Origin of the sequence: Lysobacter sp. BMK333-48F3 (assembly GCF_019733395.1) — a bacterium.
Lineage (GTDB): Bacteria > Pseudomonadota > Gammaproteobacteria > Xanthomonadales > Xanthomonadaceae > Lysobacter.
The window spans coordinates 540,112-553,393 of sequence record NZ_JAIHOO010000001.1 but is presented as its reverse complement, the minus strand read 5'-3'; the positions used below and the strand labels follow the sequence as shown (position 1 = coordinate 553,393).

Below are 13,282 nucleotides of genomic sequence, written 5' to 3'. Positions count from 1 at the left end.
CCGGCTTTGCCTAAGGGCCTGAGGCCAGGACCGAAGCCGGTGCCGTCCGGCGCAGCGCCGATCGGCGGCCCCTGGATCGGGGCGAGGTCGGCCGGCCGGCCATCGAACGAACCCCCGAGTTTAAAGCAAGCCCGCCCGATGCCGAAGCCCAACCCGAAGCGCGCCCCCACGCCTCATGCAGAAGCTTGACCGTTACCTGACCGGCGAATTCGCCCAGGCCGTCTTCGCGACCCTGGTGGTGCTGCTGATCGTGAGCGTCGGCGGTGCCTTCACCGACGTGCTCGAGGACATCGCCAAGGGCAAGGTCCCGGCCGGCCTGATGCTGATGCAGCTGGGCCTGGTGCTGATCAAGTGGCTGCCGCTGATCCTGCCGCTGGCGCTGATGCTGGGCCTGATGCTGGGCATCGGCCGGCTGTACCGGGACTCGGAAATGCCGGTGATCGCCTCGATCGGCGTCGGCCCCAAGCGCCTGCTGCGCCCGCTGCTGTACGTGGTCGGCCCGATCGTGGCCGTGGTCGGCGCCTGCTCGCTGTGGCTGGGCCCCTGGGCCGACCGGGTGTCGCGCGAAATGATCAACGAGGCCAGCCGCAGCCTGGTCGTGGCCGGCCTGGAGCCGGGCGCCTTCACCGGCCTGCCTAACGACAACGGGGTGATCTACGTCGGCGCCATGTCCGGCGACGGCAGCCGTTTCGAGCGCATCTTCATCTACCGCAACAAGCCCGAGCGGCAGACCGTGACCACCGCCAAGAGCGGCCACCTGACCGTGCGCGCCAACGGCGACCGCTACCTGACCCTGGACGAGGGCTTCGAGGTCGACGGGCCGATGGACGGCGGCCTGGACTACCGGCTGATGCGCTACGCCAGCAACGACGTGCTGATGCCGGCCAGCGAGGACCGCTACGACCCCTCGCTGCCGGAAATGATGTCGACCCCGCAGCTGCTGACCGATCCGCGCCGCGAGGCCGCGGCGCAGCTGCACTATCGCATCGCGCCGCCGCTGCTGGCCCTGGCCTTCGCCCTGCTGGCGGTGCCGCTGGCCCGCACCACCCCGCGCCAGGCCCGCTACGGCAGCGTGCTGATGGGTTTTCTGGCCTATCTGATCGGCAATAACTTCATGATGATGGGCACCGGCTGGATCGAGGACGGCAAGATCCCCAGCGCCCTCGGCCTGTGGTGGCTGACCTTGCCGCTGCTGGCGGTGTCGGCCTGGCTGTACCTGCGCGACGGCCGCGTCGCGCGTCGGAGCAAGGCGCGATGAGGCCCTTCCCCAAGATCCACGACGTCTACGTCGGCCGGGCCGTGCTCGGCACCGTGCTGCTGACCTGGGCGGTGCTGCTGGGCCTGGACTTCATGCTCAGCCTGGTCGGCGAATTCGGCGACATCGGCAAGGGCCGCTACGGCCTGATGCAGGCCCTGGCCTACATGCTGATGACGGTGCCGCGCCGCGCCTACGGCCTGTTCCCCTATGCCGCGGTGATCGGCGCGCTGATGGCCCTGGGCCAGTTGGCCTCGACCTCAGAGCTGACCGTGCTGCGCGCGGTTGGCCTGTCGCGGCGCCGGCTCAGCCTGGCGGTGGCCGGCGCGCTGGCGGTGCTGACCCTGGTCATGGTGGTCAACGGCGAGACCCTGGCGCCGGAAGGCCAGCGCCGCGCCGACGCGCTGAAGTCGGCGGCCAAGTCGAACAATCAGGTCGTGGCCGAGTACTCCGGCCTGTGGGCGCGCGAGGGCGACGTGATCCTCAGCGCCAGCCAGGGCCAGGAACGCAGCAATGGCCAGGACCGCTGGCTGGAGCTGCGCAACGTCAACCTGTACCAGTTCGGCGCCGACGGCCGCCTGGCCTCGTACGCGATCGCCAAGATCGCCGAGCACCGTCCCGGCGGCTGGCTGCTGCGCGACGTCACCCGCACCACCTTCCATGCCAAGTCGGCCGAGCAGACCCGGGTCGCGCAGGAGCGCTGGGAGTCCAAGCTCGACAGCTCGGCGCTGATGAGCGGCACCAACCGCCCGCGCTACCTCAGCGCCAAGGCCCTGCACAAGGCGATCGAAGACCGCGAACGCAACGACCTGGATGCGGCCGAGTTCGAGGCCCATTACTGGGGCCGCTGGTTCTACCCGCTCAACGTGCTGACCCTGTGCCTGGCCGCGGTGCCGTTCGCGTTCGGCAGCCTGCGTAGCGGCGGCCTGGGCAAGCGCTTGTTCATCGGCATCGTGTTCGCCCTGGTGTTCTGGCAACTGCAGACCCAGTTCGTCGAACTGGCCAAGGTGTTCCACTTCGACTTCCGCCTGGCCTACGCCATGCCGACCGTGGTGATGCTGGCGGTCTCCGCCTACCTGTTCAAACGTCGGTCGGGGTGAGCCGAAAGCAAGCTTGCGAGCCACTGGCTCGCGCTTTCGGCGAACGCCCGGCGCGCTGCGCCGGGCCGGGGCCGCAACTTCCCAGCCAGTGCATAGCCGCCCGAAGCCGCATGCGGCACTGCCGCCTGGGCTCGGCGAACGCCCGGCGCGCTGCGCCGGGCCGGGGCCGCAACCTCCCGGCCCACGCATAGCCGCCCGAAGCCGCCTGCGGCACTGCCGCCTGAATAAGGGACGGAGGCGAGCCACTGGCTCGCGCTTTCGGCGAACGCCCGGCGCGCTGCGCCGGGCCGGGGCCGCAACTCCCAGCCAATGCATAGCCGCCCGAAGCCGCAAGCGGCACTGCCGCCTGAGTAAGGGACGGAGGGGATTAAGCGCGCGCGCTTAATCCCCTCCGTCCCCTCGCAACTACCGCTTCGGCATCCGCAGCACCCGCGTCCCACTCGCGCGGTCGTGCCAGGTCAGGCGCTCGCGGTCGAACAGCGCCCACCAGAAGCCGAGCCCGCCGGCCAGCAGCGAGAGCGTGCCGACCGCATAGCGGATCCACAGCGCCTTCCAGCCCGGGGTCGCGCCGTCGGCGCCGATCACCCGCAACCGCCAGGGCCGCATGCCCAGGGTCTGGCCGCCGCGGCGCCAGCTCAGCGTCGCGTAGCCGCCGGCCGCCAGCCAGCACAGGCTCCATTCCAGCCACCACCAGCCGGTCAGCGGCCGGATGTTCTCGTGGGTGTCGTGGCCGGCCAGGGTGTAGGCCAGCACCACCGCCAGGCCGATCAGCATCCACAGCGCCAGCACCGGCCAGAAGTCGTAGAACAGCGAGAACAGCCGCCAATGCAGCAGGGCGGCGGGGCGGGGCGGGGCGGCGGAGTCGGTTGCGCTCATCGCGGCAGGATAAGGCTTGCGGCGAATAACGAGTGCGCAGGAACGGGGCCGCGGCGAAAACGCAGGCGCCAATCGGACTCGTCGCTCGTTTCTTTGCACGCGTTCCCCGCCTTAAGCTTCCCCCATGCCCGCCACTCCCGCCGACCGCCGCAGCCTGGCCATGGCCTTGCCCCCGCTGGAGGAGCGCGACGACGCCGACATCGCCGGGTTCCTGGATGCGATCTGGGCCGAGAACGGCCTGGCGCAGCAGACCCTGCACAGCTATCGCCGCGACCTGGAGGGCCTGGCGCGTTGGCGCGACGGGCGCGGCCTGGCCGGCGCCGATCGCGCCGCCTTGTTCGAGTATCTGGCCTGGCGCACCCGCGAGGGCTATTCGCCGCGCAGCAATGCGCGCCTGCTGTCGGCCCTGCGCGCGTTCTACGCCTGGCGCCTGCGCCGCGGCCTGCGCAGCGACGACCCGACCGCTTTGCTGGAGCCGCCGAAGCTGCCGCGCTCGCTGACCAAGGCGCTGGCGGAAAGCCAGATCGACGCCCTGCTGGCGGCGCCCGACGCGGACGCGCCGCTGGGCCTGCGCGACCGCGCCATGCTCGAGCTGATGTACGCCGCCGGCTTGCGCGTCAGCGAACTGGTGAACCTGCCGGCGACCGCGGTCAACCTGCGCCAGGGCGTGTTGCGGGTCACCGGCAAGGGCAGCAAGGAGCGCCTGGTGCCGCTGGGCGAGGAAGCCCAGCACTGGCTGGAGCGCTACCTCAACCAGGCCCGCCCGCAACTGGCCGGCAAGCGCGCCCTGGCGCCCTTGTTCATCGGCACGTCCGGCGAGGCGCCGAGCCGGCAGGAGTTCTGGCACCTGGTGAAGCGCTACGCCGCCGTCGCCGGCATCGACCCGACGCGGATCAGCCCGCACGCCCTGCGCCACAGCTTCGCCACCCACCTGCTCAACCGCGGCGCCGACCTGCGCGCGCTGCAGATGCTGCTCGGCCACAGCTCGCTGTCGACCACCCAGATCTACACCCTGGTGGCGCGCGAACAGCTCAAGCGCCTGCACGCCAAACATCACCCGAGGGGGTGAGCCAAGCCCGCTTAGGCGGCACTGCCGCCTGGGCTTGGCGAACGCCCGGCGCGCTGCGCCGGGCCGGGCCCGTCCGACCCTGTCGCGAAAGGTGTCGCGAAAGGGACGGAGGGGGTTAAGCGCGCTTAACCCCCTCCGTCCCTGGGGGCACCCGGGTTCCGCCTGCCACCCCCCAGCGCCCGCACATCGGCGCATTCACCCCCGCCCGCCGATCCCGGCGCACACTCGGCGCAACGGGCGGCCCGCGCCGGCAAACCGAGACCGGCATCGCCACTCGCGCGGCGATCCGATCGCGGAACCGCGAACGCGGTGCCGCCCGTGCCACAATCGACAGAACCTATTTCCCGTCGGGCGGTCCAAGACCGACCTCTGAACCAAGGATTCGATGGATGAAGCGCATCATTTTCGCCGTGCTCGGCGCGATCAGCCTGTCCGCCTGCGCCCAGGCGCCGCAGGGCGCCGCCGCCAAGGCTGAGCCGGCCGCCAAGGCCGATGCGGCCGCCGCCGCACCGACCGGCAAGGCGCCGGAGGTCAAGGCCGGCAGCGCCGATGCGCGCGCGGTCGAGGCGATCCGCCAGCTCAACCCCAACATCACCATCGACAAGGTCGGCGCCGCGCCGATGCCGGGCTTCCGCGAGGCCCTGGCCCAGGGCCAGGTGGTCTACATCAGCGACGACGGCCGCTACCTGTTCCTGCCCGGTTCGGGCGGCGCGCTGTTCGACACCCAGGCCAAGAAGAACCTCAGCGAGGACAGCCTGGCGGGCATGCGCAAGGACCTGCTGAAGACCATCCCGGCCAGCGAGCGCATCGTGTTCGCTCCGGCCAACCCCAAGCACACCGTCACCATCTTCACCGACGTCGAATGCGGCTACTGCCGCAAGCTGCACAGCGAGATCGCCGAGTACAACCGCCAGGGCATCGCGATCGAGTACCTGGCGTTCCCACGCATGGGCATCGGCAGCGAGGACTACAAGAAGATGGTGTCGGTCTGGTGCGCGGCCGACCGCCGCAAGGCCCTGACCGACGCCAAGAGCGAGCAGAACGTCCCCAACAAGGACTGCAAGAACAGCGTCACCCAGCAGTACAACGTCGGCCAGCGCGCCGGCCTGACCGGCACCCCGATGATCCTCACCGCCGAGGGCATCCAGGTCGGCGGCTACGTGCCGCCGGCGCAGCTGCGCCAGACCCTGGACAAGATCGCCGCCGACAACAAGCCGGCCGCCGCCGGCGCCAAGCCCACCGCCGCGGTCGCGGCGCCGGCCGGCGGCCTCTAAGCCGACACCGGCCCGGGCCGCTGCCATCGCACGACGCCGCCTCCGGGCGGCGTCGTCGTTTGTGCGGCTGGGGCGTCTCGGGAGGGGCAGGGCCGGCCGCGGCAGGCTCCGGCCCGGGCCGGCCGGTCCGACTTTCGGCCATCCGGCCAGGGCAATCGGTCCGGCCGGGCCGGCCGAAGCGGCCGCCGATGCCGCCCGCCCGAGCCGGGGCGGCGTTTTGGTTACAATACCGGGCCCTGCGTTGCACGGTTCCCCGGACATGATCGTCCTCGAGGGCCCTTCGGCCCTGTCTTCGTTCCGCCGCGATCGGCTTCAAGCCCGCCTGCAAATCATCCACCCCGATGTGCGTCTGCTCGATGCCTGGCCCGTGTACTGGGTCGAGCCCGAGGCCGGCGCCGCGCCCGACGATGCGACCCTGCGCCGCATCCTCCAGGCCGCCCCGGAAGCCGCCGTGCGCGCCGACGGCGCGGTCTCGCGCTACGTCACCCCGCGCCTGGGCACCCTGTCGCCGTGGGCGAGCAAGGCCACCGAGCTGCTGCGCGGCGCCGGGCAGCCGGTCAAGCGGGTCGAACGCGGCACCCGCTATGACCTGTCCGGCTGGCCGGCCGATGCGGCCACCCAGGGCGCGCTGGCCAAGGCCTTGCACGACCCGATGACCCAGTCGCTGCTGGACGACCGCGACGATGCCGCGGCGCTGTTCGCGGTACCGGCGCGCGGCGAACTGGAGCGCATCCCGCTGGACCAGTTGGAAGCGGCCAACGCCCGCCTCGGCCTGGCCCTGGCCGACGACGAGATCGCCTACCTGCGCGAGCGCTACGCCGCGCTCGGCCGCGAGCCGGCCGACGTCGAGCTGATGATGTTCGCCCAGGCCAATTCCGAGCATTGCCGGCACAAGATCTTCAACGCCTCCTGGACCGTCGACGGGCGCGAGCAGTCGCTGTCGCTGTTCAAGATGATCAAGCACACCCACGCGCAGACGCCGGAGAACACCCTCTCGGCGTACAGCGACAACGCCGCGGTGGTGGAAGGCTATGCCGCGCGCCGGTTCCGGCCGCAGCCGGGCAGCCAGGCCTATGCGGCCGAGGCGGAAATCCCTTCGGCGTTCTGCATCAAGGTCGAAACCCATAACCACCCGACCGCGATCGCGCCGTTCCCCGGCGCCAGCACCGGCAACGGCGGCGAGATCCGCGACGAGGGCGCGACCGGCCGCGGCGGCCGGCCCAAGGCCGGCCTGTGCGGCTTCAGCGTCTCGCACCTGCGCATCCCGACCTTGCCGCAGCCCTGGGAAAGCCCGCGCGCGCTCAATCCGCGCATGGCCCCGGCGCTGGAAATCATGCTCGACGGCCCGATCGGCGCGGCCGCGTTCAACAACGAATTCGGCCGCCCGAACCTGACCGGCTACTTCCGCAGCTTCGAGCTCGGCCAGGGCGAGATCGCCCGCGCCTACGACAAGCCGATCATGCTCGCCGGCGGCCTCGGCGCGATCGACCGGGTCCAGGTGGCCAAGCTCGGCCTCAAGCCGGGCCATGCAGTGATCGTGCTCGGTGGCCCGTCGATGCTGATCGGCCTGGGCGGCGGCGCGGCCAGCTCGGTCGCCTCCGGCGACAGCGCCGAGGAACTGGATTTCGCCAGCGTCCAGCGCGACAACCCGGAAATGGAGCGGCGCTGCCAGGAAGTGATCGACCGCTGCGTCGCGCTCGGCGAGGCCAATCCGATCGACAGCGCCCACGACGTCGGCGCCGGCGGCCTGTCCAACGCCATTCCCGAGCTGCTGCACGACTCCGGCCTGGGCGGCGTGATCGACCTGGACCGCGTGCCCAACGACGACCCGTCGCTGTCGCCGATGCAGTTGTGGTGCAACGAATCGCAGGAGCGCTACGTGCTCGGCCTGCCGGCCGACCGGGTCGCCGATTTCGCCGCGATCTGCGAGCGCGAGCGCTGCCCGTTCGCGGTGGTCGGCTACGCCACCGCCGAAGAGCGGCTGGTGGTCGGTTACGGCGCCACGGTCGAGTCGGTCTACGGCGCCGGCGCCAAGGCCGATGCCGGCTGGTCGATCGACCTGCCGATGGACGTGCTGTTCGGCAAGCCGCCGAAGATGCACCGCGACACCCGCCACCCGGCCGCGGCGCCGTGGCCGGCGCTGAACTGGGACGGGCTGGACCTGCACCAGGCCGGCCTGCGCGTGCTCGCGCATCCGACCGTGGCGGCGAAGAACTTCCTGATCACCATCGGCGACCGCACCGTCGGCGGCCTGGTCGCGCGCGACCAGATGATCGGCCCCTGGCAGCTGCCGCTGGCCGATTGCGCGATCACCCTCAGCGGCTTCGACGGCCATGTCGGCGAAGCGATGGCGATCGGCGAACGCACCCCGCTGGCCCTGCTCGACACGGCCGCGGCCGCGCGCATGGCGGTCGGCGAAGCGATCACCAACCTGTGCGCGGCGCCGGTGGAGTCCTTGAACCGGATCAAGCTGTCGGCGAACTGGATGGCCGCGGCCTCGCATCCGGGCGAAGACGCGCTGTTGTTCGATGCGGTCAAGGCGGTCGGCCTGGAGCTGTGCCCGGAGCTCGAGTTGAGCATCCCGGTCGGCAAGGATTCGCTGTCGATGCAGGCGCAGTGGCTCGGGACTCGGGACTCGGGACTCGGGACTCGACAGGCGGATGAAGGACAAGAGGGAGCGGGGGCTGTTGCGAGTCCCGAGTCCCAAGTCCCGAATCCCGCCGTGCACAAGTCGGTGTCGCCGGTATCGCTGATCGTCAGCGCGTTCGCGCCGGTGGTCGACGTGCGCCAGCAACTGACCCCGCTGCTGTCGCGCGAGGCCGAGACCGAGCTGTGGCTGATCGGCCTGGGCGCCGGCAAGCAGCGCCTCGGCGGCTCGGTGCTGGCCCAGGTCCATCCGGAAGCCGGCGCGGCCGACGGCCTGCCGGCGTTCGCCGGCGTGCCGGGCGAGGGCGCGCGCTTCGACACCGGCGTGCCGGACCTCGACAGCCCGCAGCGCCTGCGCGACTTCTTCGAACTGATCCGCGACGCGCGCGAGGCCGGCCTGCTGCTGGCCTACCACGACCGCAGCGACGGCGGCGCGTTCGCGACCCTGGCGGAAATGGCGTTCTGCTCGCGCCTGGGCCTGGACATCAGCCTCGACGGCTGGGGCGAGGATCCGTTCCGCACCCTGTTCAACGAAGAACTGGGCGCGATCGTGCAGATCCACGACGAGGACCGCGCCGAGTTCGCCGACCTGGTTGCCCGCCACGGCCTGATCGACTGCGCCCAGCGCATCGCCAAGCCGACCACCGCCGCCTCGGTGCGGGTCAAGGAGGACGGCAAGGTCCTGGTCGAATGGCGCTGGGAAGACCTGTTCGACGCCTGGTGGTCGACCAGCCACGCGTTGCAGAAGCTGCGCGACAACCCCGACTGCGCCGACGAGGAGCGCGCGATCGCGCGCGACTTCAACGCCCCGGGGCTGAAGCCCAAGCTCGGCTTCGACGCCAACGAGGACATCGCCGCGCCCTTCATCAACACTGGCGCGCGGCCCAAGGTGGCGATCCTGCGCGAGCAGGGCGTCAACGGCCAGATCGAAATGGCGGCGGCGTTCCACCAGGCCGGTTTCGAAGCCTTCGATGTGCACATGAGCGACCTGATCGCCGGCCGCTTCCAGCTCGAAGACTTCAAGGGCTTCGCCGCCTGCGGCGGCTTCAGCTACGGCGACGTGCTCGGCGCGGGCCGCGGCTGGGCCACCAGCATCCTCGAGCGCAGCGCGCTGCGCGACGCCTTCGCCGCGTTCTTCGCCCGCGAAGACAGCTTCTCGCTCGGCGTCTGCAACGGCTGCCAGATGCTCGCCCAGCTCAAGCCGATCGTGCCCGGCGCCGAGCATTGGCCGGTGTTCCTGCGCAACCGCAGCGAGCAGTTCGAAGCGCGCCTGGGCCTGCTGGAAGTGGTCGAGTCGCCGTCGCTGTTCCTGCGCGGCATGGCCGGTTCGCGGATCCCGGTCGCGGTCGCCCACGGCGAAGGCCGCGCCGACTTCGCCAGCGGCCTGGACCAGGCCGCGGCCAACGTCTCGCTGCGCTACGTCGACGGCGACGGCCGCGTCGCGGATCGCTATCCGCTCAACCCCAACGGCTCGCCCGACGGCATCGCCGGCCTGACCAGCGCCGACGGCCGCGCCACCATCCTCATGCCGCACCCCGAGCGCACCCTGCGCAGCGCCAACTTCAGCTGGGCGCCGAAGGACTGGAGCGGCGACTCGCCGTGGCTGCGGATGTTCCGCAACGCGCGGGTGTGGGTGGGCTGAGCCGGCGTTCGCATCGGTTCGCAACGAAGACGGGCGCCCGAATAGGCGCCCGTCTTCGCTAGGCCGGCGCATAACTCGGCGGATCGAAAGGACCACCGTCGAGAGGTGAGGATCGAATCGATGCCTATCGCACAAATGTGTGTGCATGACTGGGTGCTGATTGGGATAGAGATGGACTGGACCGGCGCTACGGCGGCCATCGGCTTCGTCGACGGCGCGTCTTCGCCGAAGACCCTGGTCGCCGAAGGCCTGCGCCGATTGGTGGTGGATCGGGATCTGCCCTGGGGTTTCAGCGTTTCGGTGCACGAGATGATCGGTCCTGTCGCGCTCGAGGACGGTGTCTTCGGGCTGGAGTTGCGCCTCCAGTCCGGCGACCGGTTGCGCCTGGAAGCCGAGCGCTTCGTCTGGTCCCGACCCTTGGTCGCGGCGGCGGGCGACGAAAGCGCCGGCTCGGGCCAGGGTCGACCTCATTTCGAAGGCCGCGACACCTGATGTCTGCCGACGCGTTCGGCAGCGTGTTCACCGGCCCGGGGAAGTCCGATTTCCCGTTCCGGGACAGCGGCTGGATCGCCGTGGCGTTCGAGAGAAATGCCCACGGTCACGCACGCATGCCGGAGTGGTTTTTCCGAGCGGCGGCGAAGCGCTTCAATGGAGACGGCGCGGTAAGACTGTTGATCGCAGGCGACTGCTTCGCCCAGGCGAGGTTTGTGGACGTGTGTGTCGTGCCTTTCGAGTGGGATCGCTACCGTGAATTCATGTCACGGCCGGAGCTAGGCTCGATCGAATATCGGATGGCGAGCTCCGATCGGATGTGCGGAGGCTGGGCGGATGCGGACCTCACCGTGTTCGGCGGAGAGCCGGAGCCGATGACGGCCCTGCTCGCCGACTTAGGCGGGGCAGGGCGGTTGTTGCAGCACATGCGGCAGGAGTTCCTATTGGGCGATGCGGCTGCCTATCCGGATATGGACCTGTTCTTTCGGCGTTTGCTGTTTCCGGAACTGCGCGGATAGGGAGGGTCACGACGGTTCCCGTAACATCGGTCATCGAGTGCCGCGATGCGCTCATGCGGCCGCAAGCTGCGGTTCCGCGGCGGGATGCGAGTCCTGGCGGCCGTGGGGCGCTGTGTTTGGCCTGGACCGAAATCGCCCCGGCCGCAAGTCCTGCTCTCGGTTTCTAACACTAAGTGTTGCTTCCTCACCGCCTCCGCCTCGCCGCACGTCGCCCGGCCGAGCGGGGCGTGCGTTCGCTGCCCTGACCGCCGATCGCCGCCAAGGCATGCGGCTCAAGGCGAGCCGGTTCGCCCCGCGGGGGTGCCTTCGCCGGAGCGGCAATCGGCGAGGTCGGCGCAGGTCGCCCGATGTGCCTTGCGGTTGCGGTTTCGAGGGTCTGAAAGGCGTAGCATGAATCCGGCGTCGGCGGCGTGTCCGTTCGATGCGGAAGGCATGGGAAATGTGATGATCCGTCCAGTCCGATCGTGCTTTGCCGCCTGAATCCGAACTCGTGCGACAACTCTCGCGCACTCTGTGCGAACGCGCGGTGGGACAGGTCGGCCGGGAACCGGAAGCGGTCGCGCGCGGTCTGGTAGAGACCGCAGGCGAAGCTGCTAAAGTCCAAGGTTCACGCGCAGGAGGGTGACGTGAACGCAGTAGTGAACAGTGCCGACGCGAGCGTCGGCGGGATCGGGGGCGGCACGGCCGAAGACGGTCAGGCTGCGGTCGACGCGCGCATCGTCGATGCGCTGCTGGCCAAGGGGCGGCTCAAGGAGCCCGACCTGGCGCGGGCGCGGCGTCTGCAGGAGGAGACCGGCGGCAGCCTGCTGGCCTTGCTGGCCCGGCTCGGCCTGGTGTCCGAGCGCGACCACGCCGAGACCGTGGCCGCGGTGCTCGGCCTGCCGCTGGTCAACGTCAAGGACGCGCCCGAGCTGCCCCCGGAAGGGGTCAGCCTGACGCCGAAATTCATGAAGCAGTTCGCCGTCTGCCCGGTCGCCGAGAGCGAGTCGCGGGTCGACGTGCTGATGGCCGATCCGCAGGACGCCTACCAGGTCGACGCCCTGCGCCTGGCGACCGGGCGCGAGATCCGGCCGCTGGTCGGCCTGCGCTCGGAGGTCGGCGACCTGGTCGAGCGCTGGTACGGGCAGGGCCGCAGCGCGATGGGCGCGATCGTCGAGACCGCCGAGGGCGAGGGCGCCGGCGACCTGGACGACGTCGAGCACCTGCGCGACCTGGCCTCGGAAGCGCCGGTGATCCGGCTGGTGAACCTGGTGATCCAGCGCGCGGTCGAGCTGCGCGCCTCGGACATCCACATCGAACCGTTCGAAAACCGGCTGAAAGTGCGCTACCGCATCGACGGCGTGCTGGCCGAGGGCGAGAGCCCGCCGGCCAACCTGACCGCGGCGGTGATCAGCCGCATCAAGATCATGGCCAAGCTCAACATCGCCGAGCGCCGCCTGCCGCAGGACGGCCGGATCATGCTGCGGGTGCAGGGCAAGGAGCTCGACCTGCGCGTCAGCACCGTGCCGACCGCGCACGGCGAGTCGGTGGTGATGCGACTGCTCGACCGCGAAACGGTGGTGTTCGACTTCTACAAGCTCGGCTTCACCGACGAGTTCCTGCCGCAGTTCCAGAAGGTGCTGGACCAGCCGCACGGGATCATGCTGGTCACCGGCCCGACCGGCTCGGGCAAGACCACCACCCTGTACACCGCGCTGAGCAAGCTCAACACCAGCGACGTCAAGATCATCACCGTCGAAGATCCGGTCGAATACCAGATCGAAGGCATCAACCAGATCCAGGCCAAGCCGCAGATCGGCCTGGACTTCGCCCATGCGCTGCGTTCGATCGTCCGCCAGGACCCGGACATCATCATGATCGGCGAAATGCGCGACCTGGAGACCTGCCGGATCGCGATCCAGTCGGCCCTGACCGGCCACCTGGTGCTCAGCACCCTGCACACCAACAACGCCGCCGGCGGCATCACCCGCCTGCTCGACATGGGGGTCGAGGACTACCTGCTGACCTCGACCATCAACGGCATCCTGGCCCAGCGCCTGGTGCGCCGGCTGGAGCCGACCCATGCCGAGCGCTACCCGGCCTCGCCGGAGGAAATCGACAAGTTCGGCCTGCGCCGCTACCAGCCGCAGGGCGAGATCTACCTGTACCGCCCGCGCGGCTCGGCGCTGGCGCCGTCGGGCTACCTCGGCCGGACCACGATCATGGAATTCCTGGTCATGAACGACGAACTGCGCCGCGCGGTGATGCGCCACGCCGGCATGGGCGAGATCGAGCAGATCGCCCGCCAGGCCGGCATGCGCACCATGTACGAGGACGGCATCGTCAAGGCGCTGGCCGGGCAGACCACGATCGAGGAAGTGCTGCGGGTGACCGAGGATGCTTGAAGCCGGAAATGGGGAATCGGGATTCG

The 13,282-nt window shown here is 70.3% G+C and carries 9 protein-coding genes; 8 read left to right on the top strand and 1 reads right to left on the bottom strand.

Translation table 11 applies throughout. The features are described from left to right. Positions 1 to 175 precede the first annotated feature (175 nt). Both lptF and lptG read left to right on the top strand, forming a co-directional pair. Positions 176 to 1,258, top strand: coding sequence for an LPS export ABC transporter permease LptF (lptF, locus tag K4L06_RS02155; protein ID WP_221669826.1), 1,083 nt, complete (start codon positions 176 to 178; stop codon positions 1,256 to 1,258). Then, positions 1,255 to 2,355 (top strand): LPS export ABC transporter permease LptG, encoded by a 1,101-nt coding sequence (gene lptG / locus K4L06_RS02150; RefSeq protein ID WP_221669825.1) that lies wholly within the window; start codon positions 1,255 to 1,257, stop codon positions 2,353 to 2,355. Before lptF ends, lptG begins: the two co-directional genes overlap by 4 nt. Before the next feature lie 405 nt (positions 2,356 to 2,760). Here lptG and K4L06_RS02145 read toward each other — a convergent pair whose 3' ends face one another. After that, a complete protein-coding gene (locus K4L06_RS02145) occupies positions 2,761 to 3,231 on the bottom strand; it encodes an RDD family protein (protein ID WP_221669824.1) in 471 nt (156 codons plus the stop codon). A gap of 124 nt (positions 3,232 to 3,355) precedes the next feature. Between K4L06_RS02145 and xerD the strand changes: the two genes are divergently transcribed. The 6 genes from xerD (at position 3,356) to gspE (ending at position 13,256) form a co-directional block, all read left to right on the top strand. Then, positions 3,356 to 4,300: a site-specific tyrosine recombinase XerD gene (gene xerD / locus K4L06_RS02140; RefSeq protein ID WP_221669823.1), complete on the top strand. Its 945-nt coding sequence runs from the start codon at positions 3,356 to 3,358 to the stop codon at positions 4,298 to 4,300. A 389-nt stretch (positions 4,301 to 4,689) separates the two neighbouring features. Continuing rightward, the gene (locus K4L06_RS02135; protein WP_221669822.1) at positions 4,690 to 5,574 is read left to right on the top strand and encodes a DsbC family protein; all 885 of its coding nucleotides are present in this window, start codon (positions 4,690 to 4,692) and stop codon (positions 5,572 to 5,574) included. A gap of 259 nt (positions 5,575 to 5,833) precedes the next feature. Then, entirely contained in the window at positions 5,834 to 9,862 is a 4,029-nt protein-coding gene (gene purL / locus K4L06_RS02130; RefSeq protein WP_221669821.1) for a phosphoribosylformylglycinamidine synthase, read from the top strand. A gap of 120 nt (positions 9,863 to 9,982) precedes the next feature. Beyond that, positions 9,983 to 10,354, top strand: coding sequence for a hypothetical protein (locus tag K4L06_RS02125; RefSeq protein WP_221669820.1), 372 nt, complete (start codon positions 9,983 to 9,985; stop codon positions 10,352 to 10,354). Then, positions 10,354 to 10,872 carry a hypothetical protein gene (locus K4L06_RS02120; RefSeq protein ID WP_221669819.1) on the top strand — a complete coding sequence of 173 codons (519 nt, stop codon included), beginning with the start codon at positions 10,354 to 10,356 and terminating at the stop codon, positions 10,870 to 10,872. The genes K4L06_RS02125 and K4L06_RS02120 overlap by 1 nt, the downstream gene beginning before the upstream one ends. A gap of 668 nt (positions 10,873 to 11,540) precedes the next feature. Next, positions 11,541 to 13,256 carry a type II secretion system ATPase GspE gene (gspE, locus tag K4L06_RS02115; RefSeq protein ID WP_221673494.1) on the top strand — a complete coding sequence of 572 codons (1,716 nt, stop codon included), beginning with the start codon at positions 11,541 to 11,543 and terminating at the stop codon, positions 13,254 to 13,256. Positions 13,257 to 13,282 lie beyond the last annotated feature (26 nt).

What these genes read in the sequence shown, in the direction of transcription:
- lptF (WP_221669826.1), top strand. Translation starts at nt 176, where the DNA reads ATGCAGAAGCTTGACCGTTACCTGACCGGCGAATTCGCCCAGGCCGTC.
- K4L06_RS02120 (WP_221669819.1), top strand. Translation starts at nt 10,354, where the DNA reads ATGTCTGCCGACGCGTTCGGCAGCGTGTTCACCGGCCCGGGGAAGTCC.
- K4L06_RS02125 (WP_221669820.1), top strand. Translation starts at nt 9,983, where the DNA reads ATGCCTATCGCACAAATGTGTGTGCATGACTGGGTGCTGATTGGGATA.
- purL (WP_221669821.1), top strand. Translation starts at nt 5,834, where the DNA reads ATGATCGTCCTCGAGGGCCCTTCGGCCCTGTCTTCGTTCCGCCGCGAT.
- K4L06_RS02145 (WP_221669824.1), bottom strand. Translation starts at nt 3,231, where the DNA reads ATGAGCGCAACCGACTCCGCCGCCCCGCCCCGCCCCGCCGCCCTGCTG.
- xerD (WP_221669823.1), top strand. Translation starts at nt 3,356, where the DNA reads ATGCCCGCCACTCCCGCCGACCGCCGCAGCCTGGCCATGGCCTTGCCC.
- K4L06_RS02135 (WP_221669822.1), top strand. Translation starts at nt 4,690, where the DNA reads ATGAAGCGCATCATTTTCGCCGTGCTCGGCGCGATCAGCCTGTCCGCC.
- lptG (WP_221669825.1), top strand. Translation starts at nt 1,255, where the DNA reads ATGAGGCCCTTCCCCAAGATCCACGACGTCTACGTCGGCCGGGCCGTG.